The following is a 26,096-nucleotide window of genomic DNA, read 5'->3' as shown; positions in this document are numbered from 1 at the left end:
TTACCTTCCAGTCGGCGAGCCGCTTGGAGTTGGCGTGGGTGTGGGAATCAGCGCCTCGGCAAGGTGGTAGGTCACGACCGACCCGGCGTCGACCTCCCGGCCGCTGTCGGGCTCGGTCCGGACAAGCGTTCCCGGTTCCTGGCCCGGTTCGCCGGCCTCGTCGGCGCCCTTTTGCCAGCGCAGCCCGGCCTTCTCGATGGCTGACTGCACCTCGGTTTCGCTGCTGCCCGTGCTGATGTCCGGAACCTTGATCTTTTCGGGCCCCTTGGAGTAGGTGACCGTGACGGTGTCGCCGGCCTGCAGCGGACCCGACGGGTTGAGGTCGGTGACCGTGCCGGGAGTGGCAGGGTTAAACACTTCCTTGCCGTCCACCTTGAGGCCCAGAGCGATGAGTTCGGTGCGTACCTCGCTGAACTGCTTGCCGAGGTACGCCTCCGGAATCACGTTGATGGCCTCGGGAGTTGTCTGCGTGGGCGTCGGTGTGGGGGTCGGCGTCGGGGTTTCCGACGTCTGGGTCGGCGTGGGCGTGGCACTGGTGCTCACGCTGCGGCTGGGCGTGCCCGACGCGGTGGCGGCAGGGTTCTGGCCCGGGAACAGGAAACCTGCCTGGCTCAGCAGGATGCCGGCGACAGCGAACAGGACCAGTAGGATCAGGGCGATCAGCGGCCAGGTCCACGGGCTGCGCTTCCGCCGCTCGGGCTCATCCTCTGGTTCGTCGTCGTACTGCTCCGGTTCCTGGTCCCAGGAGCGTTCGGCGGCCAGGGCATCGGCACGCGAGAGCGTACTTCCCGCCCGGGTCGGCGCGGCATCCGGGTCTCCGGCGGCTGCTGCCGCCCCGCCGGCCGCAGCACCGGCCGCCGCTGCGCCCAGCACGGGCAGCGCGGAAGTGGCCGTCGTCGAGTTCTTCTCCGAGCCGATCACGCCGGTCGGCGCGGTGGCGATATTCACCGGTGCCGTCATGGCGCCGGTGCCGCCTTCGTACAGGAGCATGCCGGGGACGGCGGCATGGGCCGCGGAGATGTCACCGTTGCGGATGGCCTCTGCCGCCTCGGCCAGCTTGATGGCGTTGGCCGGGCGGCTCTTTGGATCCTTGGCCAGCATGGACATCAGGAGCGCACGGACCGGCTTGGGAAGCGACTCCGGCAGGGGTGGCGGCGCGTCGTTGACCTGGGCCAAGGCGATGGCGATCTGGGACTCCCCGGAGAACGGCCGGTGTCCGGTGAGGCACTCGTAGCCGATCACGCCGAGAGAGTAGATGTCCGACGCACCGGTGGCGGTCTGGCCGGTGGCCTGCTCGGGGGCAAGGTACTGCGCGGTGCCCATGACCTGGCCGGTCTGGGTCAGCGGCACCTGGTCCGCCAGGCGCGCGATGCCGAAGTCGGTGACCTTGACCCGCCCGTCGGGGGTGATCAGCAGGTTTCCGGGCTTGACGTCACGGTGCACCAGGCCTTGGGCGTGGGCCACGGAAAGGGCCCGTGCCGTCTGCGCCATGATGGACAGCGTGCGGTCAGGTGAGAGGACCTGCTCGTGCTCGATGATGCTGCTCAGCGGCTGGCCGGGGACCAGCTCCATGACCAGGTAGGCGGAGCCTTCCTCCTCGCCGTAGTCGAAGACGTTGGCGATGCCCACGTGGTTGAGGAGGGCGGTGTGGCGGGCTTCGGCGCGGAACCGCTGGAGGAAGCCGGGGTCGCCCGTGTACTCCTCTTTGAGCACCTTGATGGCCACGATCCGGCCCAGGATCTGGTCCTTGGCCTTCCAGACTTCACCCATGCCGCCGATCGCAATACGCGTGGTCAACTGGAATCTGCCGCCGAGGGTGATTCCCGATGTAGGCCTCACTTATTCAACACCGCCTCAAAAATCTTCTTTGCGTTCGGACTGGTTAGCTGTGCTCCGGTGGTGATGTCCACGCCCTGCATGACGACGGTGACGGAGACTTGCGGATCGTTGGCCGGGGCGAAGCCCGTAAACCAAGAGTTGTTCAGGCCGTTCCCGAGCTCTGCGGTGCCGGTCTTGCCGGCCACCTGGACACCGGGGACGCCGGCCCCGGAGGCGATGCCCTCGCTGACCACGCTGGTCATCCAGTCAGTGATCTGTCCGGCGATCTCCGGCGTCGTCGAGGTCCGCAAAGCCACCGGCTTGGGTTCGTCGATGACCCTGAGGTCCGGGGAACGGACTGCCTTGATGAGGTTCGGAGCCATCTGCACCCCGCTGTTGGCAATCGCCGAGGTCATCAGTGCGATCTGGAGCGGCGTAGCCCGGACGTCGCGCTGGCCGATGGCCGACTGCGCCAGTCCGGCGGCGTCGAGATCCGACGGGAAAACGCTCTTGGCGTAGTCCAGCTTGAGCTGGTCGCCGAGCTCCTGGCCGAAGCCGAACTTGCTGGCCTGCTGGGCGATCGCATTTTCCCCGAGGTCGCGGGCAATGCTGGCGAAGGGCGTGTTGCAGGACTGCTGCAGCGCGAACGCGAAGCTGGCCGTGTTCCGGGTGTAGCAGTTGCCGCCGGCGTAGTTGGGCAGCTGGTACGCGATGCCCGGGAAGCTCATCTGGGCCGGGTTGGGCAGCACGCTGTCGGCGTTGTACTTGCCGGAGTTCAGGGCTGCTGCCGTGTCCACCAGCTTGAACACCGAGCCGGGTGCCAGCAGGGCGCCGGTGGGGCCGCTGACCGAGGGGTTCAGGTTGACGCCCGGGACCTTGATGGCCTCGTTGTAGGCTGCCTGTTCCTTGGCGACGTCCTGGGTGGCGATGAGGTTGGGATCGTAGGACGGCTTGCTGACCATGGCCAGGATGTTGCCCGTCTTGGGATCGGTCACCACGATCGAGCCCCGCTGGCCGTCCGGAATGAGGTCGTACGCCAGTTTCTGGATCTTGGGGTCAATGGTCAGCTCGACGGACGCGCCCTTGGGCTGGTTGCCCAGGAAGAGCTGCCCGATCCGGTCGAAGAACAGCTGGTCCGAACTTCCGGCCAGCTGGGCATCCATGGCGCCTTCGAGGCCGGTGACCCCGTAGCTCCGGGAGAAGTATCCGGTCAGCCCGGCGTACAGCTCGGGCTGGTTGTACTTGCGCTGGAACTTGCAGGATTCATTGCCCGGGACGGATTCGGCGATGGCAGAGCCGCCCACCAGGATCGCCCCACGGTCATTGCAGTAGTTCTGCAGGATGGCCCGCCGGTTCCACGGGTTGGCTTTGAGTTCGTCCGCGCCCACCACCTGGACGTAGCTGATCGCGCCGAAAATCAGGGCGAACATGGCGATCGCGGCGATCCATGAATGTCGAATGGCCTGGTTCACAGGTGTTTCACCGCCTCGGTGGGAGCGTCCGGGAGAGTCTGGGTGGCGTTACGGTCCTGCCGGTTTCCTGCCGCGGTCACCGGCTTTTGTGCCTCCGGTGTCCGGCCGGGCTGCATCGGTGAGGTGTCCACCGGGCCGCGGGCCGTGTGCGAGATCATCAGCAGCAGGCCCACGATGATCCAGTTGGCCAGCAGCGAGGAGCCACCCGCGGCCAGGAACGGCGTGGTGAGGCCGGTGAGCGGGATCAGCCGCGTGACGCCGCCGATCACCACGAAGCACTGCAGGGCCACCGCGAAGGACAGGCCGCACGCGAGCAGTTTGCCGAAGGCGTCGCGGGTGCCGAGGGCCGCGCGGAAACCGCGGGTGAAGAGCAGCAGGTACATCATCACGATCGCGAAGAGGCCGATCAGGCCCAGTTCCTCGCCGAAGGAGGCGATGATCATGTCGCTGTTGGCGAACGGGACCAGGTTGGGCCGGCCCTGTCCGAGGCCGGTGCCCACGAGCCCGCCGCTGGCCATGCCGAACAGGCCTTCGACGATCTGGCCGCTGCCGCCGGGGGAACGTCCGAAGACTTCCTCGGTGAAGGCATTGAGCCAGCTGTCGATGCGCAGCGCAACGTGCGAGAAGACCTTGGACGCCACGAAGCCGCCGCCGAGGATCAGGGCGACGCCGATGACCACCCAGCTGATGCGGCTGGTGGCCACGTAGATCATCACGATGAACAGGCCGAAGAACAGCACGGACGATCCGAGGTCGCGCTGGAAGATGAGCACGCCGATGCTCACGAGCCAGGCGGTGATCATAGGCCCCATGTCCTTGAACCGCGGGAACTGCATGGGGCCGATCTTGCGTCCGGCCAGCATGATGAGGTCGCGGTTCGAGGAAAGATAGCCTGCAAAGAATATGGCGAGGGTGATCTTGGCGACCTCACCCGGCTGGAACGTCATGGGACCGAGCCGGATCCAGACCCGGGCGCCGAGGATTTCGCCGGCGGAGATGCCGGGGACCAGCGGCAGGATCAGGAGCAGGGCACTGACGGCCAGGGAAATGTACGTGAAGCGGCGCAGGACGCGGTGGTCCTTGAGGAACCAGATCACGGCGATGGCAACAGCCATGGCGATGACGGTCCAGCGCAGCTGGTTGTTGCCGGTGTCCTCACCCGGGGCGTCGAGGCGGTGGATCATCGCCAGGCCCAGGCCGTTAAGGGTGATGACCAGCGGAAGTATTACCGGATCGGCATATTTGGCGCGGAGCCGGAGGACGACGTGGAACACGAGCGATGCCACGGCGAGCAGGCTGGACTGGAACCAGAAGTCAGTGTCCAGTGACGTCTGCTCATCGATGCTGATCAGTGCGTTGGCACCGATGCTGACCGACAGGGCCAGCACGAGCAACAGCAGTTCCACGTTGCGCCGGGGTTTGGGCATGGTGTCGGCGTGGCTCATTGGCCCCCCTCACAGGTTGCGGTTGGGGTGGGTACGGCCGAGGCGCCGGCTGTTGCGGCCGGCGATGCCGTCGGCTTGGCGGTTGCGGTCGCTTTAGGGGACGCCGTGGCTGTTGGCTTCGGGGTGGCGGAGGCCTTGGCCGTTGCTGTACCCGTGGCTTTCGTGGTGGCCGTGGGCGTGACCGAAGCTGTGGGGGTGGGTGACGCCGTCAGGCACTCATCCGAAGGCGCCGTGCTTCCTGTGCGCTCCAGGTTCTTGACGATCCGCTGGGCATCGTAGAGGTCCCGCGCGGGGACCGTCTGGCGGACCCGCTGCTGCGAGAACTGGGGCAGCGAGTCCATCTTGATGTCCGTGACCGCCTCCAGGGTGGAAAGCTGTATGGGCCCGAGGCGCTGGGATACCCCGTTGAAGATGGCCACCCGCTGGTCGAATTCGCCGATGTAGTAGCGCGTCTGGGTCCAGGCGTATCCGAGCCAGAGGCCGACGGCGAGCACCAGGAGTGCGGCGCCCGCAATTCCCAGGGTGAGCCAGCGGCGCGGACGCCTGGCCGGCGTGAAGTCGTCAGCCTCCTCGCGGGCCTGGTCCGACTTGTGGGTCAGGACCGTGGCCGCGCGGCGCGCGACGGTGCGGCCCGCAATGGTGGGGATGGAGCCGGTTTCGGCAGCAGCAACGGCTGCGCCGACGAGGATGTGCGGCCGGGAGGAAAGCTCCTCACGCAGCACCTCGGCGGAAAGGTGTTCCCCCAGGTGGGGATCGGTGCTGGTGGCCGGCTCGTTGGACGGCTTGCCGGCACCCTCTTCCGCCCCCTCTGGCCCGGATGCCCGGTCAGGCGGGGAGCCGGCGGACGCGGGTGCTGCGGCGGGCGGGGCGGGAGGAGCCGCGGGCTTCGAGTCGGCGGGCTGGGCGGCAGGAGCCCCGGCGGCGGGCTGGGCGGCAGGAGCCGTTGCTTCGTCCGGGGCCGCTGCCTTCGTTCCGGTAATCGCTTCCGGTTGTCCGGCGCCGGGCACGATGTCGACGGCGGCCGTACTGACGTCGTCGGGCGTTTCTTCCACGATCTCCACCATGACAACCGTGACGTTGTCTGGTGCGCCCGCCTCCAGGGTGAGGTCTACGAGCGTCTCGACGCATTCGCGGAGATCCGGCGTTTCGCGCACGGTGCGCTCCACGACGTGACCGGCAACATAGTTCAGGCCGTCGGAGCAGAGCAGCCAGCGCTCACCGGGCTGCACATCGATCGTGGCGAGGTCCAGCTCGGGGCTGGCATCGACGTCACCGAGGACGCGCATCAGGACGTTCTTGTGCGGATGGGTTTCCGCTTCTTCGGGGCGCAGCCGGCCTTCGTCGATGAGGCGCTGGACGAACGTGTGGTCCACGCTGATCTGTTCGAACTCGCCGTCGCGCAGCCGGTAGGCGCGGGAATCACCGATGTGGGCGAAATGCAGCTTCCCCCCGGCCAGCAGCAGGGCGGTCACGGTGGTGCCCATGCCCGCCAGCTTGGGATTGATGTGGACGAGTTCCGAGAGCAGCGAGTTGGCGGTCTGGATCTCGTCGGCCAGTACGGTGCCGGCGTCGTCGTCGTAATCGTCGGTGTCCAGGTGGATCATGTCCAGGACGGTGGCGGCGGAAGCGACATCGCCGCCGGCGTGTCCGCCCATGCCGTCAGCCACAACGGCGAGGTGCCGGCCGACATAGGCGGAATCGTCGTTCTTCGCGCGGATGCGGCCAACGTCAGAGCGCGCCGAGTAGCGCAGGATGAGGGGCCGAGGCGAGGCTGGCACCTCGCCCGCGGGCATGTCCGGAGCGGCCATGGCTACGGCCTCAATTCAATGACCGTCTTGCCGATTCTCACGGGTACACCAAGGTCCACGGGGAGGGCCCTGGTGAGCTGCTGGTCGGCCAGATAGGTGCCGTTGGTGGAGCCGAGGTCCTCGATGAACCAGCGGCTTCCCTGCGGAAAAAGCCGGGCGTGCCTGCCGGAAGCGTAGTCATCCTCAAGCACCAGTGTGGCCTCCTGCGCGCGGCCCAGCAGAATGGGGCTGGCAGCCAGGGGGACAGTACGGCCCTTGAGGGGGCCTTCGGTGACCACCAACTGGCGGGCCTGCTGCCTGGCCGGCGCGGGAGCCGGTTCGGCGAGTTCGGGGTTCTTCCGCACCTGCCGTGCCGTGGGGGCCCCGGTGGCGGCCTTGCGGCCGATCATGAGGTCCCGCCGCATGGCGGAGACGATGCTGAAGATGAGGACCCAGAGAAGAAGCAGGAACCCGAAGCGCAGGGCAGTGATGGTCAGTTCGCTCATGGGCGGCCGCCATTGTTGGCGGGCAGGAGGCGGAAAATGATTTTGGTCCGTCCCATCGTGATGGTGGAGCCATCGGTGAGCTCCATGCTGCCGGCCACTTTATGTCCGTTGACGTAGCTGCCGTTGGTGGAGCCAAGGTCGACGGCGGTGGTGGTTCCGTCGTGGGTCTGGATTTCCAGATGCCGGCGGGAGACTCCGGTGTCGTCCACCAGGATGTCAGCCTCTGATGAACGGCCCAGGACGACTGAGGGCGCATTGAGTGAATACCGCTGGCCGTCGATGTCCAGGACAGGCTGCAGGCGGACCGGCTGGCGGCTTGGCGCTGCCGGGACATTTGCCCGCGGGGCGGTTGGCGCTGAACCGGAGGACTTCTCGGTCTTTGAGGTGATTTCGAAATCGCCGGCCCGGTGGGATTCGTCCCGGCGGAAAGAAATCCGGACCGGCCCTTGGAGGATGTAGCCCTGGCTGCGGACGTGGTTAATTACGACATCGCAGAGTTCCTCGGCCAACGGCGTTCCCCATTCCTGGGCGCGCTGGAAATCCTCGTCACTCAGGAGAACGTCGAAGACGTTGGGCACCAGAGTGCGGCCGGCGGCGATGGTGATGGCCTTGTGGTCAACTTCGCGGCGGAGGCGGCTCGCGATTTCCACGGGCTCAACCTGGGCTTTGGAGCCGGTGGAGAAGACGCCGCGGACGGCTTTTTCAATGCCGCGCTCGACCTTGTCCAGCAAACCCATGGTCTTCTCCTTTCCTTGCTGCTGAGGGACAGCACGTCCCGGGAAACTCATTCTGGCAACGTAGTCACAACAGAACACTGTGCCCGCCGGAAGCGGGCCCCTATGTATCCGATACTACTTGCCACGTCTGCGAAAGACCTTAATCCACAACGCGCCGGGAACCCGATTCGTTCACGATTCCCCAGTCAATGTGGGCGCGATCACAGGCGCGAATCCTCCGTTGGCCGCGGCTTAGGGGCCCGCCTCGCCGTGGCTTCGCAGGGGAAAACCGTGCCGCAAAGTGGCTCCCATGCCCCGATTAGGAATTTGCGGGGAACGTCCGTTATGCTTGATCTCGCTGCTTTTACGAGGTACAAACCGGATTCCGGTGGGGCCGAGTGGGAGAAGTTGCGCGCGAGTGGCGGAACGGCAGACGCGCTGGCTTCAGGTGCCAGTGTCCGAAAGGGCGTGGGGGTTCAAATCCCCCCTCGCGCACGCATCAGAACCCCGGGAAATCAATAATTTCCCGGGGTTCTTTCGTTGTTTCAGCTGGGAGGCCGCCGGTAACCGGCGGTTAAGCGCCGCGGGGCGGATGCCGGAAATTCCGACACCCGCCCCGAGCTCCTCCGCATAATCCCGTCCCGACGATGCGGGACGGTCAGATCACTGTGGATGGCCCTACTTCGCCGTTGACGGTTCCATCCGGGTTGGGCCTGGCGCCGGTGCCTTTTCGGTAACATCGCCGGCGGGCTTCCGCTCCTTCAGGAAGTACACCAGGATGGCTGCCACCGTTGACGCCGCGGCGAGGGCGAACAGGCCGGGCACCACGCTGCCGGTCTGCTCCTTGATGATGCCGAACCCGAACGGCGCCACGAAGCCGCCGAGGTTGCCCAGCGAGTTGATGATGGCGATGGCGGGGGCGAGGACCAGCGGGTGCAGGGCCGACTGCGGGATGGTCCAGAACAGCGGCGAGGCGCTCTTGAAGCCCATTGCTGCGACCGCGAGGAACACCAGGGCTAGGACCGGGGTCGCGACGGCTGCCGCGAGGGTGCCGACGGCGGCCACGAGGAGCGCGGCAACCAGCAGTGGGCGCTTGGACTTCGCCTTGTCCTGCCACTTGGCGGCGAAGTACATGGCAAAGACGGCGCACACCCACGGGATGGAGGAAAGGAATCCGACGCTGAGGTCCGTGGTGCCCGGGATCTGCTTGACGATGGTCGGCAGCCAGAACGTGTTCGCGTAAATGGAGAGCTGCACCGAGAAGTAGATGCCGCACAGCAGGAGGATCTGCGGGTTCAGGAGCATCTTCCAGCGGTTGACCTTGCCGCCGTCAGCGCTGGTGTGCTGGGCGTCCTCCGCGTCGATCGTTGCGGTGAGGGCTGACTTCTCACCGGCCGTGAGCCACTTGGCATCCTGGATCTTCGCGTCGAGGAAGAAGAACACGATGATGCCGACGGCGACGGAGAGCACGCCTTCGAAGCCGAACAGCCACTGCCAGCCGCGCAGGCCCAGGACGTCGTGCAGGCTCAGGAGCAGGCCGGCGATGGGGCCGGACAGGGCAGCTGCCACGGAGGACCCGGCGATGAAGACGGCGGTGGCCTTGCCGCGCTGGCCGGCGGGCACCCAGCGGGCGAAGTAGAAGATGACGGCAGGGAAGAAGCCTGCTTCCGCCGCACCCAGCAGGAACCGCAGAACGTAGAACATCATCTCGTTCTGGACGAAGGCCATCAGGAACGACACGATGCCCCAGCTGACCATGATCCGGGTCAGCCAGATCTTGGCACCGTACTTTTCCATCATCACGTTGCTGGGGAGCTCGAAAATGGCATAGGCGATGAAGAACAGCCCGGCGCCGAAGCCGTAGGCCGCGGCACCGATGCCGACGTCAGCCTGCAGGTGGTCCTGGGCGTAGCCAATGTTGGACCGGTTCAGCTGGTTGCACACGAGCATGACCAGCATGACGGGCAGCACGCGCCGGAAAAACTTCTTCATGGCCGAAGCCAGATCCGTGACAGCGGTGTCTACAGACTGCATTGGGGGAATCCTCTTTGATAGAGCAGCAAGATCACGCTGTGGGGACGACGGGGCAGGCCGTTGTGGTCCTCGCCACAGCACGCATTAACTGTAAGCAGTAGGTTTCATGCCCGTCCAACACGCATATTGCATGGCGTGATACCCGCAGGGAACTACTGCCGCATGGCGCTTATTCGCGCCCCGCCCGGAGCCTGCGCCGGGAGTTGGCCAGGTGATTGCGCATGGCTGCGGACGCCGCGGCCCCATCGCTGTCTGCGATGGCGGCAAAAATGGACCCGTGTTCATGGACCACCTGCTCGAAGTGGTCCCGCGCGTAATGCTCGACGCCGGTCATCAGCCGGGTGCGCGGCATGGCAATCATGGTCTGGCCCAGCGAGGCAAGGCAGTCCGTGTAGAAGGGGTTTCCCGAGGCTGCGGCGACGGCTTTGTGGAACTCAAAGTCTGCCTTCATCGCGTGTGCAGGGTGCTCGACGCTGTCGGTGAATTCCGCCAGTGCCTGCCGCAGGGCGTTCAGCTGCCGCTCCGTCCGGTTTCCGGCTGCCAGGGCTGCTGCTTCGGTTTCGACGCCGATCCGGAATTCCAGCAGGTGCAGCCGGTCCTCCGCGGTGACCACAGCCCTGGTGGGCTGGCCCGGCGTCGGACCCGCCGTGGGCGGGGTCAGCGCGAAGCTGCCCCGCCCGCGTTCGGTTTCCACGAGGCCCTCTGCCTGGAGCCGGGTGAGGGCGGACCGGACCACCGTCCGGCTGACGCCGAACTCGCCGATGAGGGTGTTTTCGCTCGGAAGCTTTTCACCGGGCTGGATGTCGCCGTCGACAATGCGGGTGCGAAGATCGGCGGCGAGGTCCGCGGTCAGGTTCCGGCTCATGGATTCAAGGTTACGCGCCGAATTCCACCGTCTCGGTGGTCCACGCGCGGGCCTGGTCGCTGAGGCTCACGCCGAGGCCCGGACGGTCCGGAACGATCATGCGGCCGTCCTTGGTTTCGAGGCGCTCGTTGAACAGCGGGTCCAGCCAGTCGAAGTGCTCCACCCACGGTTCGCGCGGGTAGGCGGCGGCCAGGTGCAGGTGGATTTCCATCGCGAAGTGCGGGGCCAGGCCCAGGCCGCGTTCGTCGGCGAGGGCTGCCAGGCGGAGGAACTGGGTGATGCCGCCGACGCGCGGGGCATCGGGCTGGATGATGTCGCAGCCGTTGGCAGCGATGAGGCCCTTGTGCTCGGCCACGGAGGCGAGCATTTCGCCGGTGGCGATGGGTGTGTCCAGGACCTGGGCGAGGTGCGCATGGCCCTCAAAGTCGTAGGCGTCCAGCGGCTCCTCGATCCAGATGAGGTTGAACTCTTCGAGCTGGCGGCCCATGCGCAGTGCGGTGGCGCGGTCCCACTGCTGGTTGGCGTCCACCATGAGGGGCACGTCCCAGCCGATGTGTTCGCGGATGCCGGCCACGCGGCGCAGGTCCTCCCTGGTGTCCGGGAGGCCGACCTTGATCTTGATGCCGCCTATGCCCTCCTCGACGGACTGCGTGGCGCGGGCCTTCACCTCGTCCAGGGTGGCGTTCAGGAAGCCGCCGGAGGTGTTGTAGGTCTGGACGGAGTCACGGTAGGAGCCCAGGAGCTTGGCCAGGGGCAGCCCGGCGCGCTTGGCCTTGAGGTCATACAGGGCGATGTCGATGGCTGCGAGGGCCTGGGTGGCGACGCCAGAGCGCCCCACGGAGGCGCCGGCCCAGAGCAGCTTGGTGTAGAGCTTGCCGATGTCGTTGGGGTCCTCGCCGATGATTCCTTCGGCAACTTCCTTGGCGTGGGCGTACTGGGCCGGACCGCCGGCGCGCTTGGAGTAGCTGAAGCCGAGGCCGGTGTGGCCCTGCTCCGTGGTGATCTCGGCAAAGAGGAAAACGACCTCGGTCATGGGCTTCTGGCGGCCGGTGAACACCTTGGCGTCGCTGATCGGGACGGCCAGCGGAAGGCGTGCGGTGGAAAGTTTGACGTGCCGGATGAGATCGACGGTGCTCATGGGTGTTCTCCTTGGGAAGTAGGGGCAGCATCGCCCGCTCACTTAGGATACAAGTTGGTTACTTATAGTACAAGTAGTACCTGAAAAGACGGCGCAATGTTGGGGCCCCGCCCGTAGTCTGTTCCTATGCCTCGTTTTGCGCTTGATATCGACTCCGTCCCCCGTCCCGCCCGCTCCCAGTCGCTGCTGGATGCGGTGAACCAACGGGTGGTCATTGCCGATGGGGCCATGGGCACCATGCTGCAGGACCGGGAACTGTCCCTCGAAGCCGATTTCCTGGGGCTGGAAGGCTGCAACGAGATCCTCAATGTCACGCGCCCGGATGTCCTCGCGGACATTCATGACGCGTACTTCGCGGTGGGCATCGACGCTGTCGAAACCAACACCTTCGGGGCGAACTGGTCGAACCTTTCCGACTACGGCATCGACGACCGGATTGAAGAGCTCGCCCGGAAGGGCGCGGAGATCGCCCGGGACCGCGCCGAGGCGGCAGAAAAAGCTGACGGACGGATGCGCTGGGTGCTGGGCTCGATGGGGCCGGGCACCAAGCTCCCCAGCCTCGGGCACACCACCTACGACTACCTCAAGCAGACGTTCGCGCTCCAGGCCGAAGGCCTCGTCGACGGCGGAGCGGACGCCTTCCTCATCGAAACCAGCCAGGATCTCCTGCAGACCAAAGCCGCGGTCAACGGCTGCAAGCAGGCCATCGTGTCCCGCGGCGTCCGGCTCCCGATCTTCGTCGAGGTGACCGTCGAAACCACCGGGACCATGCTGATGGGCTCCGAGATCGGCGCCGCACTCACCGCCCTCGAACCCCTCGGCATCGATGCCATCGGCCTGAACTGCGCCACCGGGCCGGACGAGATGAGCGAGCACCTGCGCCACCTCTCCAAGCAGTCCTCCGTCGCGATCGCCTGCATGCCCAACGCAGGCCTGCCTGTCCTTGGTGCCAACGGTGCGCACTACCCGCTCTCACCCACCGAACTCGCCACCGCGCATGAGCAGTTCGTGCGGGAATTCGGCCTGGGCCTGGTGGGCGGATGTTGCGGTACGACGCCGGAGCACATGGCCGCCGTCGTCGAGCGTCTTGCGCCCTTCCGCACCAGCGCCGCCGTCACCAGCGGCGGGAGGGGCGCCGACGGCGGCCGCGTACCCACCGAGCGTGAAGCCGGCATCGCTTCCCTTTACCATCACGTGAATTTCGACCAGGAGTCTGCGTACCTCGCCATTGGCGAGCGGACCAACGCGAACGGTTCAAAGGCGTTCCGCCAGGCGATGCTCGAGGAGCGCTGGGACGACTGCGTCGACATTGCGCGCGAGCAGGTCCGCGTCGGCGCGCACCTGCTCGATGTGTGCATTGACTACGTGGGGCGCGACGGCGTGGCCGACATTAAGGAGGTCGTCTCGCGTTTCGCGTCGGCGTCCACGCTCCCGCTCGTCATAGACTCCACCGAACCGCCGGTGCTGCAGGCCGGGCTCGAACACATCGGCGGACGCCCTGTGGTCAACTCCGTTAACTACGAGGACGGCGACGGCCCCAACAGCCGCTTCGCGCGCATCATGCCGCTCGTGAAGGAACACGGCACCGCCGTGATCGCCCTGACCATCGACGAACAGGGCCAGGCACGCACCACCGACGGCAAGGTGGCCATCGCCTCGCGCCTCGTCGACGCCCTGGTGGGCGAATGGGGGATGCGCGTGGAGGACATCATCGTCGACGCCCTGACCTTCCCCATCGCCACCGGCCAGGAGGAAACCCGCCGGGACGCCATCGAAACCATCGAAGCCATCCGCCAGATCACCACGAAGTATCCCGGCATCCAAACCACCCTCGGCGTCTCGAACGTGTCCTTTGGCCTGAACCCGGCAGCGCGCATCGTCCTGAACTCGGTGTTCCTGCACGAGGCCGTGCAGGCCGGCCTGACCAGCGGCATCATCGACGCGGCCAAGATCGTGCCGCTCGCCTCCCTCCCGGAGGACCAGCGCAAGGTGGCGTTGGACCTCGTCTGGGACCGCCGCGAATACGACGCCGACGGCAACCTCACGTACGACCCCCTGGCCAGCATGCTGGACCTGTTCGCCGGCGTCGACACCGCAGCGCTGAAGGACCAGCGCGCGGCGGAACTTGCGGCGCTGCCCACCGGCGCGCGCCTGGAGCGGCGCATCATCGACGGCGAAGGAAAGGGCCTTGAAGAGGACCTGGACCTGGCCCGCGCCGAGGGGCTGACCCCGCTCGGCATCATCAACGACTACCTGCTCGAGGGCATGAAGGTGGTGGGCGAGCGTTTCGGCGCGGGCGAGATGCAGCTGCCGTTCGTGCTGCAGTCCGCCGAGGTCATGAAGACCGCCGTCGCTCTGCTCGAGCCGCACATGGAGAAGTCGGATTCCTCGGGCAAGGGCACCATGGTGATCGCCACCGTGCGCGGCGATGTGCACGACATCGGCAAGAACCTGGTGGACATCATCCTCACCAACAACGGCTACAAGGTGATCAACCTCGGCATCAAGCAGCCCATCGCCGACATCATCGCCGCGGCCGAGGAACACGACGCGGACGTGATCGGCATGTCCGGCCTGCTCGTGAAGTCCACCGTGGTGATGAAGGAGAACCTCGAGGAACTGCAGTCCCGTGGCCTGGCGAAGAAGTGGCCGGTCATCCTCGGCGGCGCGGCGCTGACCCGAGCCTACGTGGAGCAGGACCTGGCGGGTCAGTTCGAGGGAGAGGTCCGCTACGCGAAGGACGCCTTCGAGGGCCTGTCGCTCATGGAGCCGCTGGTGCAGGTCGCCCGCGGCGCTGACGCCGCGGAGGTCGGACTGCCCGCGCTGAAGAAGCGGATCCATAAAGGAGGCCCGAAGTTCAAGGTGACCGAGCCGGAGGCAATGCCCGGGCGTTCCGACGTCGCCGCCGACAACCACGTGCCGTCGCCGCCGTTCTGGGGCACGCGCATTGTGCGCGGCGTCTCGCTCCACGACTTCGGTGCATTCCTGGATGAACGCGCCACGTTCATGGGGCAGTGGGGGCTCAAGCCCGGCCGCGGCGACGACGGCGCCTCGTATGAGGAACTGGTGGAACGCGAGGGCCGGCCGCGCCTGCGGTACTGGATGGACCGTATCCTCGGCGAGGGAATGCTCGACGCGTCCGTTGCGTACGGCTACTTCCCGGTGGTCTCCGAAGGCGAACAGGTGGTGGTGCTGCACCACGGGGAGGACCGCGACGGCGTCCTCGGCACCGCGGGCCTGCTCGCCCCCGACGGCGGATCAGGCGGTCCGCTGGGCACCGAGCGGCTGCGTTTCGACTTCCCGCGCCAGCGCCGCGACCGGCACCTGTGCCTCGCCGACTTCGTTCGGTCTCGCGAATCGGGGCGGATCGACGTCCTGCCGGTGCAGCTGGTCACCGCCGGCGGCAATGTCGATGAGGTGACTGCCAAGCTGTTCGCTGGTGATCACTACCGCGACTACTACGAGCTCAACGGCCTGGTCATGCAGCTCACCGAGGCGCTGGCGGAGTTCTGGCATGCGCGTATCCGCTCGGAGCTGGGTTTCGCGGCCGAGGAGCCGAAGGAGAAGGCCGGCCTGTTCAAGCTCGACTACCGCGGCGCGCGGTTCTCGCTCGGCTACCCTGCGTGCCCGGACATGGAGGACCGCCGCAAGGTGGTGGAACTGCTGCATCCCGAGCGGATGGGCGTGGTCCTGAGCGATGAGCTGATGCTGCACCCCGAACAGTCCACCGACGCGTTCGTCTTCCACCACCCGGAGGCGAAGTACTTCAAGGTGTGAGGTGGAGCCGGTCTCTGGTCTCAGATGGATAGGGCTTAGATGGATACGGCCTGGGTGGATTGGGCCTGTTCGGCCTGTCCGCCCGCGCTGGAGACCGGCTTCACCCGCCGCAGTGCAGCGAGAATGGCGCGCCCCACCACAGCGATTCCGATGATCGTGGTGACGGCACGCAAGGTGTCCCATCCGGCCGTCGAGGTCAGGAGGGAGTAGAGCAGGAAGCTGCTGAGGTTGGTGCCCAGCGGAGCTCCGGGAACGTAGGAAATGCCGGTGCCGGCGCCCACCGCGAAGGGCCAGAACCATAGGTTGGTCAGCAGGCCGAACAGGTAGGCTGCCAGGGCGCCGTAGCCGCACAGCATCCACAGCTCGGCTCTCCCGCGCACCCGGCGGGGGAGCAGGCCAGCCCCGGCGCCCACCCATGCACAGGCGAATATCTGGAACGGGCTCCAGGGCCCGATGCCACCCCACAAGGCGCTGGAGAGGGCGATGGTGGCGGCACCGAGAAGCATGCCGAAACGGGCACCGAACGCGCGGCCGGCCAGGATCAGCAGAATAAAGACCGCTTCCACGCCCCCGACGCCGGTGCTCGCCACCCGCACCGCCGAACCGACGGCGGCCAGGACGCCGAGCAGCGCCACTGTGTGTGCCGAGCGGACCGACCCGTCGATGGACACGGCGACGGCGACGGCGGCAATGGGGGCGATGGCCAGCGCCGCGTAGGGGACAGCCGCGGCGGCATCTTCCGGAAGGGCCGCCGCGAGCAACGGCCAGCAGAACGCTGCGAGAGCCAGAAGGTTTGCAGCGGCGAGAACCGTGAGCTCCGCAGCCCGCGGCATCCGGATGTGGCGCCGTCTTTGCGCCTCGGGGGAGTCTGTTTGTTCGATGACCCGTGGCGTTGGTCCGGCACCCCCTCGAGGAGGAGACTGCAAGAAGGGCTCGGGCTCATGGGTCAGCAGGGCTGAAGGCGCGACGCCGTCACGCATCGGGAGGATCCGGGCGCCGAGGCCGTCGGCAAAATCAAGGTCGTGCGTGGCGATCAGAACCGCCGTGCCGGCGTCCGCTGCGGCCCGCAGCGCTGCCGAGACTGCTGCGCGCGCCGCGGGATCGAGTCCGCGGGTGGGCTCATCGATCAGGAGCACCTGTGGGTTGTCGGCGGTCTGCAGCGCGATGGCAAGGATCCTGCGCTCCCCTGCAGAGAGGTCCCGGGGATGCTCGTGTCCGATGGGCATCCCCGCGTCTCCCCGCAGGCGGGCAAGGCGTGACTCGGTGGCGCCGTGGGCAGGCTGTCCACCGCGGTTTCGGCGCGCCTGGCGCCGGTCCGCCGCGCGGAGCTCTGCCGCGACGGTGTCCCTGGTGAAGAGGTCATCGGAGGCGTCCGGAACGAGGGCGACCCGGCCGCCGTCGACCGTTCCTGCACCGAGCGCGAGTGCCACGAGCAGGGACGACTTCCCGGCCCCGTTTGGCCCCACCAGGGCCACCACTTCACCACGGTGCAGGGTCACGGATGCATCCCGCACCAGTGGCTTGCCCCCGCGGTGCACCGAGAGCTTTGTCGCCGTCAGCACGGGCGCATGCCCCGCCGGCTCGAGTGTTGGCCGGACAGTGACCGGGGCCGAAGCGGAGGGTGCGACGCCGGGCACCAAGGCGCCGTCGTCGATGGTCCACCACGTGTCGGCAACGGGCACGAGCGACTCCGCCCGGTGCTCCGCCACGATGACGCAGACACCCGCTTCGCGGGCGAGGGCGGCCAGCACGGCGATGACACGTCCGCGTGCCGCGGTATCAAGGTCGGCCAGGGGCTCGTCAACCAGGAGCACGGCCGGATGCTCCACGACGGCGGCGGCGATGGCGACGAGCGTCGCCTCACCCGCCGAGAGGGTGCTGACGTTCCGGTCCAGCAGCGCCGAGACCCCGATACGCTCTGCGACGTCTGACACCCGGGCCTTGGCGATGCCGGATGCCACACCGCGCAGTTCGAGTGCGAGGGCGATCTCGTCGCGGACCCGGGAGGTGGCGAAGGCGGCGCGCGGATTCTGCAAGACGACGCCGATGAGGCGGGCCGTATCGCGCGGCGGCGTCGTGGCACGGTCCGTCCCGGCGACGCGCACCGTGCCGGAAATTCCACCACCGTCAACGTGTGAAAGCAGGCCCGCGATACCCCGGAGGATGGTGGACTTGCCGGAACCCGTCGGCCCGGTAATGACCGCGATTGACCCTCCCGGCGGCGTGAACCCGGCGACCCGCACCCGCGCCTCGCCGATGCGGAATTGTGCGTCCCGGACGAGAATCGGTGCTTGGATATCGCCGCCGGGCTGGTGTGCCGCCCGGCTCCCGAAACCGCGCAGCTCCAGGGCCGCGGCCACCCGGCCGGCGTGCTCGAGGGTGCGCTCCAGCACGGGAACAAGCGCGCGGGGTCCAAAGCGTTCGCCCCGCAACCGGAAAGCCAGGCGCACGGAGCCCACGGCGTCGGAAAGCGCCGGGAGCGCAGCCCAGGCCACCACAAGCATCCGGGCCAAGCCCTGCATGGGGCCGCCACGCGCCAGGAGAACGAAGCCGCGGGCCACGTCCACCCAGGCGTTGAGGAGACCGAAGCCGAAGATCATGCCGGCGATCGGCAGGGCGGACAGGACCGCCTCCCACAGGCCTTGTGTTGTTACCGGGCCGAAGAGGACCACATGGGCGTACGGGGCAGGCAACGGGAACGCCGGTATGTTGAGCAGAACCGTGTCACCGATGCCCGCCCCGTTGAAAAGGATGCGGTAGATGACCCGCGCCGCGATGAAGACGACGGCTAGAGCCGTCCCTGCGCGAAACGGCGCGGGTCGAAAGGTCATGCCGCGGGGGCGGCCGGTGCGCCGTCGACCGTGTACAGCAGTTCCAGGCTCTGTCCCGGGCTGACCTTCAGGGTGGCGAGGCCTTCCTGCGCGTATGCCCAGGCACCGGAGGCCGGCTTAACCCAGAGGGACCAGTAGGCGAAGGCAGCGGGCATCTTCTTGCATTCCTCGCGGTACGTGCCGTCCTTGTGGACGATGTCGAGGTCCGCGGCGGGCACACCGTTCACGCGGCACACCAGTTCCTTGGGATAGGCGTCAGTGCCCTCGGTTTTCACCTTTGCCTCGTCGAGTACCTTGGAAGCGAGAGTCGGCCCGTCCACAGGCACGCAAACCGACGCATCAGCGGCCGCCTGCTTCAGGGCGCCCGAATCGAGGATCACCTTCACGCCGGTGCAGGGCCCGGCGGCGGCGCTGGAGGAAGCCGTTGCCGGCGAAGCCGGGGCAGAGGTAGTTGGCTGGGTGGCGGCCGGGGTGGAACAGGCGGCGAGGGTAAACAGGAGGGCTGCGGCGGCGAGTGAGCTCGCGGCGGCGGTGCGGATCTGAGTCAAAGTCACCTGTCAAGGGTAGGGCGTTGCCTGTCCGGATCCGGTTGCTGTCGCGTTGTGTGACGTCGTGCGCCCTTACCTACCCCGCAGCCCACGCCACAACCAGCAGCGCCCCCACGCACAGGATGGTGGTGCAGAGGATCACGTCGCGGGCCACCGTCATGCCCCGGCCGTACGGGGAAGCAAAGAGGAAGACGTTCTGCGCGGTGGGCAGAGTCCCCATGATCACGCTTGCCAGCAGATGCTGCCCCTCCAGCCCGAACACAAAGCGCCCCAGCAACCAGACAACCAAAGGCATGCCGGCGATCTTCAGGGACGTGGCCACCAGGGTCTCGGTCCGGCCGTTGTCCTTCTGCAGCGGCGCCCTCCCCGCCAGCGACAGGCCAAAGGCGAGAAGCACCATGGGGACAGCGCCGCCGGCCAGCATGTCGATGGGTTTTTCCAGCAGGTCCGGTTCCTGCCAGCCCGTCAGGGCAACGACGACGCCAAGCGCGGAGGCAATGATCATCGGGTTGGACAGCGGCTGGAGCAGCACCTTCCTCCACGAGATCCGGGCGCCGGAGAACAGCCCCAGAAGCGTGAGGTAGAACGGGGCCATGACCAGGAGCTGCACCAGGAGCACGGGCGCCACATGCTGGGCCGTGCCGACGGCGTACAGCGAGACTGGGATCCCGATGTTGTTGGCGTTGGCGTAACTGCTGGCCATCGCGCCGACGGCGGTCTCCGCAGCCGGGCGGCGGAAGAACAGGAAGCTCAACAGCCAGTAAAGAAGCCCCACTGCCGCTGCTGAAAGCAGCGCCAGCGGGGCGTCCGTTCCGAGGGCCGCCCGGATATCGGAGCCGGCCACCACGGTGTAAAGCAGGGCAGGGTTGGTGATGTAGAACGCTGTGCGGGTCAGCGCACCCTGGACCTCCGGACCCAGAATGCGGAACCTGGCAGCGAGGTAACCGACGGCGATGACTGCAGAAACGATGAGTAGTCCGGAGACAACGCCGCCCACGCTTGACCCTTCTATGTATCTGTATGTTGGGAAGTTCTCGACCTTACCGGACCGGGCCTACCGGCCCGTGTCTACCGGACCAGGCTTACCGGACCAGGCAGGGCCGCTTCGGGTCGAAGGACCAGCCGTCGATGTAGTACTGCATGCCGATGCTGTCGTCGCGGGCATCGAGGCCATGCTCCAGGTACAGCTGGTGCGCCTTGTCCAGCGCATCGCGGTCCAGTTCGATGCCGAGTCCGGGCGCAGCAGGAACCTCGATGGCGCCGCCCTTGATCTGCAGCGGGTTCTTGGTCAGGCCCTGGCCGTCCTGCCAGATCCAGTGCGTGTCCAGCGCGGTGATCTCGCCGGGTGCTGCCGCGCCGGTGTGCGTGAACATGGCCAGCGAGATGTCGAAGTGGTTGTTCGAGTGCGAGCCCCAGGTCAGGCCGAACTCGTTGCACAACTGCGCTACGCGGACCGAACCGTGCATGGTCCAGAAGTGCGGGTCCGCCAGCGGGATATCGACGGCGTTGCTGCGGATGGCATGCGCCATTTCGCGCCAGTCCGTGGCGATCATGTTGGTGGCGGTCTTCAGCCCGGTGGCCCGGCGGAACTCGGCCATGACCTCGCGTCCGGAGAAGCGGCCTTCAGCGCCGCAGGGGTCCTCGGCGTAGGCCACGACGCCCTGCATCCGCTTGCCCAGCCGGATGGCCTCCTCGAGCAGCCAGCCGCCGTTCGGGTCCAGGGTGACGCGGGCATCGGGGAAGCGCTTCGCCAGCGCCGCGACCACGTCCACTTCGTCGTCGCCGGACAGCACACCGCCCTTGAGCTTGAAGTCGCTGAAGCCGTAGCGCTCCTGCGCGGCTTCGGCCAGGGCAACCACGGCCTCGGGGGTCATGGCCTCCTGGCGGCGCAGTTCTTCCCAGCGGTCCGACGGCGCGTTCTCCACGAGGTACGGAAGACCTGTCCGCTTGTGGTCACCGACGAAGAACAGGTAGCCGAGCATCGGCACGGAGGTGCGCTGCTGGCCGTCGCCGAGCAGTTCGGCCACGGGGACGCCGAGGAACTGGCCGTGCAGGTCCAGCAGTGCGGATTCGACGGCGGTGACGGCGTGGACGGTGGTGCGAAGGTCGAAGGTCTGCAGGCCACGGCCCCCGGCGTCGCGGTCGGCGAACTCCGCGGCGATTTCGCGCAGCAGCGAGCGGTAGCGTGCCACCGGCTTGCCGGCGATCAGCGCGCCGGCTTCCTCGATGGTGGTGCGGATCTTCTCGCCGCCGGGGACCTCGCCGAGGCCGGTGCGGCCGTCGGAGTCGGTCACGATGACCACGTTCCGGGTGAAGAACGGCCCGTGCGCGCCGCTGAGGTTCATCAGCATGCTGTCGTAGCCGGCAACCGGGACTACTTCCACGCGGGAGATTGTGGGCTGGGCGGTCATGCGTTGACCTCCTCTTTCTCCGCAGCGGCGTCAGCGGCGATGACCGTACCGTCGATGCGGCGGTTCAGCTGCCACGGGTTGGCGTCCTGCAGCGCGGCCGGCAGCAGTTTCTGGGGGAGGTTCTGGTAGGCGACGGGGCGGAGGAAGCGGTTGATGGCCAGGGTGCCGACGGAGGTGGTGCGGGTGTCGGAGGTGGCGGGGAAGGGTCCGCCGTGGACCATGGCGTGGCCGACTTCGACGCCGGTGGGCCAGCCGTTCACAATGATGCGTCCCACCTTCTGCTCGAGTGCGGGGATCAGTTGTGCCGCCGTCGGGTAGTCCTCTTCGGTGAGCTGCAGGGAGGCGGTGAGCTGGCCTTCGATCCGGTGGGTGGCCTCGATCAGTTCCTCGGCGGAGGAGTAGCGGATCACCAGGGATGCTGCGCCGAAAATCTCCGCGTGCAGGACCTCGTTGGTGATGAAGTCGCGGATGCCGGTGCCGTAGATCGCCGGTGCCGGGGCGTTTTGGGTGGGGCCGGGGGTTCCGGTGCCGACGACGGTGACGTTGTCGGCGGCGCCGAGCGCCTCGGTGCCGGTGGTCCAGGAGCCGGCGATGCCCGCGGTGAGCATCGTCTGGCCGGCGCAGGCGGCGACGGCGCGGCCGACGGCGGCAGCGAGTTTGTCGCCCGCCTCACCGGCGGGGGCGAACAGCAGGCCGGGGGAGGTGCAGAGCTGGCCGGAGCTTCCGGTCACGGCGGCGACGTACTGCTGGGCGAGGGCGTCAATGTCACCCTTGAGGGCCCCGGGAAAGACGAAGACCGGGTTGAGCGAGGACATTTCGGCGTAGACCGGGATGGGTTCGGGCCGGTTGGCGGCGGTGCGCATCAGGGCGATGCCGGCGGACTGGGAGCCGGTGAAGCCGACGGCCTTGATGGCCGGGTCGGCGACGAGGGCCTGGCCGATGCTGGCGCCGGGGCCGTAGATCAGGGAGAACACGCCCGGGTGCAGGCCGGCGTCGGCCACGGCCTTGGCGATGGCCTGGCCGACGAGTTCGCTGGTGCCGGGGTGGGCGTTGTGCGCTTTGAACACGACGGGGCAGCCGGCGGCGAGGGCCGAGGCGGTGTCGCCGCCCGCCGTCGAGAAGGCCAGCGGGAAGTTGCTGGCGCCGAAGACGGCGACGGGGCCGAGCGGGATCTGGCGCTGGCGGATGTCGGCGCGCGGCAGTGGGGTGCGGTCCGGGAGGGCCGGATCGATGCGGACGCCGCGGAAGTCGCCCTGGCGGACCACTTTGGCGAAGAGGCGGAGCTGGCCGGTGGTGCGGGCGCGTTCGCCGGTCAGGCGGGCGGCGGGCAGGCCGGTTTCCTGGCCGGCGCGGACGATCAGTTCGTCGCCGATGGCTTCGATGTTGTCCGCGATCGCGTCCAGGAACGCGGCGTGGGTTTCGGGGTCAAGGGTGCTGAAGGACGCGAAGGCCTCGGCGGCAGCGGCAGTGGCCCCCTTCAGTTGTTCCCCGGTGAGCAGGGTGTAGGCGGGTTCGAGCTGTTCGTTGCTGGCCGGGTTGAAGGCGAACGTGGTCTTGCCTTTGCCGGCAACGGTCTGTCCGGCGATCAGGGAATGTCCGGTGAGGGTCACGATGGTTCTCCTGGGTAAAAGTTGGGGGTTGGCTAAGCGGCCGGCAACTAGGAGACCTTGGCGATGAGTGCCTTGAGGTCGGCCAGGTCCTTTTCGGCCATGTTCTGCAGCGGGGGACGGACGCCGCCGGCGGAACGGCCGATCGCGTCGAGGCCGCCCTTGACGATGGAGACGGCGTAGCCCTTCACGCGGTCGCGGATGTCCAGGTAGGGGATGACGAAGTCGTTGAGTTTCTGGTTGACCGCCGCGCGGTCCTGGTTGCGGACGTCCTGGTAGAAGTCCAGCGCGAACTGCGGAACGAAGTTGTACATGGCGCTGGAGTAGGTGCTCATGCCCAGCTGCAGGAGCGGCAGTGCGAAGGTCTCTGCGGTGGGGAGGCCGCCCAGGTAGAACAGGCGGTCGCCGAGCTTGGCGTAGACACGCGCGTCGTGCTCGAGATCGCCCACGCCGTCCTTGAAGCCGATCAGGTTCTCGTGGCGGTCGGCCAGGGTGGCCACCGTGGTGTCCTTGTAGATGGCGTTGGCGCGGTTGTAGATGATGACGCCGAGCGACGTGGCACTGCACACGGCGCTGACGTGGTCGATCAGACCGCCCTGGTCCGCTTCGGTCAGGTACGGCGGCAGGAGCAGGATGCCCTCGGCGCCGGCAGCCTCAGCGGCCTTGGCGTTTTCGATGGCCTGGGCGGTGGAGCCGCCGGCGGAGGCCAGGACGGGGACGGTGTTGCCGACTTCCTCGACGGCGGCACGGACCACGCGGGCCGACTCGGCGGGGGTGAGCGAGAAGCCCTCGCCCGTGCCGCCGGCGGCGAAGAGGCCGGCAACGGGGTAGCTGGCCTGCCATGCAAGGTGCTTGCGGTAGTTTTCCTCGTCGAACTGCAGCTCTGCATCGAAGGAGGTTACGGGGAAGGACAGCAGCCCGTCCTTGAGGGTGTTGGCGAGTTCCTGGGGTGAAAGTTTTGCCACGGGATGTCCTTGGAGTCGGTGCCGGGAGCGGCGGGGTGGTGTGGTTCCTTTTCAGATTAGGGAGGCCCGTCCATGCCTGTCCAAGTGCATTTTTGTATCTATTGATACCCTGGGCGCATTGAGTCTGCCGAAGCCGGAAGCGCTCAGTTGGCCGCAAACTCCAGGTCCCGCAGCAACCGCACCAGAGCCGGGTTTTTGGCGTCCCTGTTCCAGATGGCATGCAGCTCCACGGGTTCCTCTTCACCGCTGGCCAGACGCAGGAACGAAACACCCCGGATGCCCAGCGCTGTTGCCGAGTGGGGTACGAAGGCCACCCCCCGCTTGGCGGCCACCAGCGAGACCATGGTGAGGATCTGGCTGACGGTGTGCACCACGTTTTCATGTCGGATGGCGTGCAGCCGGACCACGAGGTCGTAGAAGTACCTGGCCTGCGTCGGGGAATGCATGATGAGCGGCTCGTCCTTGAGGTCCTCGTTTTGGATGTCCCGCTTGAGGTCCGCGAGGGGGTGTGATGCCGGAACCGCCAGCACCATCGACTCGCGGTACAGCAGGTGGGAGTCGAAAACTTCAGTGTCGAAGGGCGGACGCGCCAGGCCGAGGTCCAGTTCGCCGGTGAGCAGGCCCTGGATCTGTTCGCCCGTGACCAATTCCTGGAGGTCGATGTCCACATCGGGCACGATTGCGCCGATCTCCTCCAGCAGCGGGCCCAGGATGCTGAATCCGCTGGCGGCCGTGAAGCCGATGCGGAGATGGCCCTGCCGGCCGGAGGCAATGCGCCGCGCCGTCACGGGTGCCCGGCTGGCCAGCGCCATGAGCCTGCGGGCCTCGTCAAGGAACGCGCGTCCGGCGGCGGTCAGCTCAACCCGGCGGTTGTCCCGCTCGAGGAGTTCGGCCCCCACCGTCTTCTCCAGTTTCTGGATCTGGCGGCTCAGTGGCGGCTGGGTCATGTTGAGGCGCTCGGCGGCCCGGCCGAAGTGCAGTTCCTCGGCGACGGCGATGAACCCGGTCAGCTGGTCGAAGGTAAACGTGATGCCCTCCCGGTATTACTTGATGCATATTTGGGCTTAGACATGCATCATAGCGCTTCCCTACACTCGACCTAGCGATCCGGCAGTGACCCGGTTCACACACACCTGGGGGCTGAGGCAGCCCTCAGTGCAAACGAGGAGTTTCAATGATGCACTTCCCCACCCGCCGCGCCGTTCTCGGAGCGGCGTCGGCCATCACCCTGCTGGCCATGACCGCATGCGGCAACGTTGCAGGCGGCAGCAGCGATTCATCGAAGTACCCCAACGGCCCCGTCACCCTCACCGTGGGCCAGGCACCCGGCGGCAGCACCGACCTCATCGCGCGCGCCGTTTCCGAAGGTGCCGCCAAAACCCTCGGCGCCCCGATTCCCGTCGTGAACAAGCCCGGTGCCAACGGCGCACTGGCCAGCAAGGAAGTGGCGGGCAAGCCGGCCGACGGCCAGAACCTCCTGCTGCTCACCGCCTCCCTGATCACCATCACGCCGCTGGCCGTGACCCAGGACGAAGCAGTGAACATCGATGACTTCGACATCATCACCGGCCTGTCCCAGGACGACTATGTGCTGGTGGCCAGCGAAAAGTCCGGCTTCAAGTCCATCAAGGACGTGACCTCGGCCGGCCGCAACGTCACCTACGGCACCACCGGCGTCGGCACCGGCAGCCAGCTCGCCCAGACCGTGCTCTTCAAGCAGGCCAACGTCAAGGGCACCGACGTTCCCTTCGACAGCGGCAAGCCCGCGCTGACCGCCGTCCTGGGCAACCAGGTGGAACTGGCCACCATCCAGCTCGGCGAGGCCATGCCGCAGATCCAGGCCGGCAAGGTATCCCCGCTGCTGGTCTTCTCTGAGGAGCGCAACTCCTTCCTGCCGGACACGCCCACCGCCAAGGAATCGGGCTACGACGTTCCGGTCGCCCAGTACCGTGCCGTCGCCGCCCCGAAGGGGACTCCCAAGGAGGTCAAGGACAAGCTCCTCGCCGCCATCCAGGACACCCTGAAGTCGGACTCATACAAGGAGTTCAACAAGAAGAACATGCTGACTCCGAAGGAAATCTCCGGTGCGGAAGTAGTCACCCAGTGGAAGGACTACGCAGCCAAGTACAAGGCCCTGGTGGAGAAGTACAGCATCAGCCTCGCCGGGAACAAGTGA

At 67.2% G+C, this 26,096-nt stretch carries 18 protein-coding genes and 1 tRNA gene; 3 read left to right on the top strand and 16 right to left on the bottom strand.

The features are described 5' to 3' along the window. From ACFQ50_RS07135 to ACFQ50_RS07110, 6 genes are read right to left on the bottom strand one after another with little or no spacing between them, the layout of a single operon-like run. Window positions 1-1,839 (bottom strand): protein kinase, encoded by a 1,839-nt coding sequence (locus ACFQ50_RS07135; protein WP_377994831.1) that lies wholly within the window; start codon window positions 1,837-1,839, stop codon window positions 1-3. Next, complete coding sequence (locus ACFQ50_RS07130; protein ID WP_377994830.1) at window positions 1,836-3,290, bottom strand: peptidoglycan D,D-transpeptidase FtsI family protein; 1,455 nt, start codon at window positions 3,288-3,290, stop codon at window positions 1,836-1,838. Before ACFQ50_RS07130 ends, ACFQ50_RS07135 begins: the two co-directional genes overlap by 4 nt. Then, on the bottom strand, window positions 3,287-4,735 hold the full coding sequence (locus tag ACFQ50_RS07125; RefSeq protein WP_377994829.1) for an FtsW/RodA/SpoVE family cell cycle protein: 1,449 nt from the start codon (window positions 4,733-4,735) through the stop codon (window positions 3,287-3,289). The genes ACFQ50_RS07130 and ACFQ50_RS07125 overlap by 4 nt, the downstream gene beginning before the upstream one ends. Beyond that, the gene (locus ACFQ50_RS07120; RefSeq protein WP_377994828.1) at window positions 4,732-6,543 is read right to left on the bottom strand and encodes a PP2C family protein-serine/threonine phosphatase; all 1,812 of its coding nucleotides are present in this window, start codon (window positions 6,541-6,543) and stop codon (window positions 4,732-4,734) included. The genes ACFQ50_RS07125 and ACFQ50_RS07120 overlap by 4 nt, the downstream gene beginning before the upstream one ends. A gap of 2 nt (window positions 6,544-6,545) precedes the next feature. Continuing rightward, window positions 6,546-7,028, bottom strand: coding sequence for an FHA domain-containing protein (locus ACFQ50_RS07115; RefSeq protein ID WP_087872353.1), 483 nt, complete (start codon window positions 7,026-7,028; stop codon window positions 6,546-6,548). Beyond that, entirely contained in the window at window positions 7,025-7,765 is a 741-nt protein-coding gene (locus ACFQ50_RS07110) for an FhaA domain-containing protein (RefSeq protein WP_377994827.1), read from the bottom strand. Before ACFQ50_RS07110 ends, ACFQ50_RS07115 begins: the two co-directional genes overlap by 4 nt. 391 nt (window positions 7,766-8,156) lie before the next feature. On the opposite strand from ACFQ50_RS07110, the gene ACFQ50_RS07105 reads away from it, so the two are divergent. After that, window positions 8,157-8,239, top strand: a tRNA-Leu gene (locus tag ACFQ50_RS07105). Window positions 8,240-8,422: 183 nt separating this feature from the next. On the opposite strand, the gene ACFQ50_RS07100 is transcribed toward ACFQ50_RS07105, so the two are convergent. The 3 genes from ACFQ50_RS07100 to ACFQ50_RS07090 all read right to left on the bottom strand — a co-directional run bounded on the left by ACFQ50_RS07100 (window position 8,423) and on the right by ACFQ50_RS07090 (window position 11,781). Continuing rightward, a complete protein-coding gene (locus ACFQ50_RS07100; protein WP_377994826.1) occupies window positions 8,423-9,778 on the bottom strand; it encodes an MFS transporter in 1,356 nt (451 codons plus the stop codon). 169 nt (window positions 9,779-9,947) lie between these two features. After that, a complete protein-coding gene (locus ACFQ50_RS07095; RefSeq protein ID WP_377994825.1) occupies window positions 9,948-10,643 on the bottom strand; it encodes a FadR/GntR family transcriptional regulator in 696 nt (231 codons plus the stop codon). 10 nt (window positions 10,644-10,653) lie between these two features. Beyond that, window positions 10,654-11,781 carry a mandelate racemase/muconate lactonizing enzyme family protein gene (locus ACFQ50_RS07090; RefSeq protein ID WP_377994824.1) on the bottom strand — a complete coding sequence of 376 codons (1,128 nt, stop codon included), beginning with the start codon at window positions 11,779-11,781 and terminating at the stop codon, window positions 10,654-10,656. Window positions 11,782-11,907: 126 nt separating this feature from the next. On the opposite strand from ACFQ50_RS07090, the gene metH reads away from it, so the two are divergent. Continuing rightward, window positions 11,908-15,558: a methionine synthase gene (gene metH / locus ACFQ50_RS07085; protein WP_377994823.1), complete on the top strand. Its 3,651-nt coding sequence runs from the start codon at window positions 11,908-11,910 to the stop codon at window positions 15,556-15,558. Between the two features lie 35 nt (window positions 15,559-15,593). Here metH and ACFQ50_RS07080 read toward each other — a convergent pair whose 3' ends face one another. From ACFQ50_RS07080 to ACFQ50_RS07050, 7 genes are all read right to left on the bottom strand, one after another. After that, window positions 15,594-18,389, bottom strand: coding sequence for an ATP-binding cassette domain-containing protein (locus ACFQ50_RS07080; protein WP_377994822.1), 2,796 nt, complete (start codon window positions 18,387-18,389; stop codon window positions 15,594-15,596). Next, on the bottom strand, window positions 18,386-18,943 hold the full coding sequence (locus ACFQ50_RS07075) for a hypothetical protein (RefSeq protein ID WP_377994821.1): 558 nt from the start codon (window positions 18,941-18,943) through the stop codon (window positions 18,386-18,388). Before ACFQ50_RS07075 ends, ACFQ50_RS07080 begins: the two co-directional genes overlap by 4 nt. Window positions 18,944-19,013: 70 nt before the next feature. Continuing rightward, complete coding sequence (locus ACFQ50_RS07070) at window positions 19,014-19,934, bottom strand: AEC family transporter (RefSeq protein ID WP_377994820.1); 921 nt, start codon at window positions 19,932-19,934, stop codon at window positions 19,014-19,016. 85 nt (window positions 19,935-20,019) lie between these two features. Continuing rightward, complete coding sequence (locus tag ACFQ50_RS07065) at window positions 20,020-21,348, bottom strand: enolase C-terminal domain-like protein (RefSeq protein ID WP_377994819.1); 1,329 nt, start codon at window positions 21,346-21,348, stop codon at window positions 20,020-20,022. Then, window positions 21,345-22,958, bottom strand: coding sequence for an aldehyde dehydrogenase (NADP(+)) (locus ACFQ50_RS07060; RefSeq protein ID WP_377994818.1), 1,614 nt, complete (start codon window positions 22,956-22,958; stop codon window positions 21,345-21,347). Before ACFQ50_RS07060 ends, ACFQ50_RS07065 begins: the two co-directional genes overlap by 4 nt. A 47-nt stretch (window positions 22,959-23,005) precedes the next feature. After that, a complete protein-coding gene (gene kdgD, locus ACFQ50_RS07055; protein WP_377994817.1) occupies window positions 23,006-23,920 on the bottom strand; it encodes a 5-dehydro-4-deoxyglucarate dehydratase in 915 nt (304 codons plus the stop codon). A 143-nt stretch (window positions 23,921-24,063) separates the two neighbouring features. After that, complete coding sequence (locus ACFQ50_RS07050; protein ID WP_377994881.1) at window positions 24,064-24,951, bottom strand: LysR family transcriptional regulator; 888 nt, start codon at window positions 24,949-24,951, stop codon at window positions 24,064-24,066. Window positions 24,952-25,094: 143 nt separating this feature from the next. On the opposite strand from ACFQ50_RS07050, the gene ACFQ50_RS07045 reads away from it, so the two are divergent. Next, window positions 25,095-26,096, top strand: coding sequence for a Bug family tripartite tricarboxylate transporter substrate binding protein (locus ACFQ50_RS07045; RefSeq protein ID WP_377994816.1), 1,002 nt, complete (start codon window positions 25,095-25,097; stop codon window positions 26,094-26,096).

Source organism: Arthrobacter sp. NPDC056493, assembly GCF_042795115.1.
In the GTDB taxonomy this organism is placed as follows: domain Bacteria; phylum Actinomycetota; class Actinomycetes; order Actinomycetales; family Micrococcaceae; genus Arthrobacter.
This window is presented reverse-complemented; position numbering and strand designations above follow the sequence as displayed.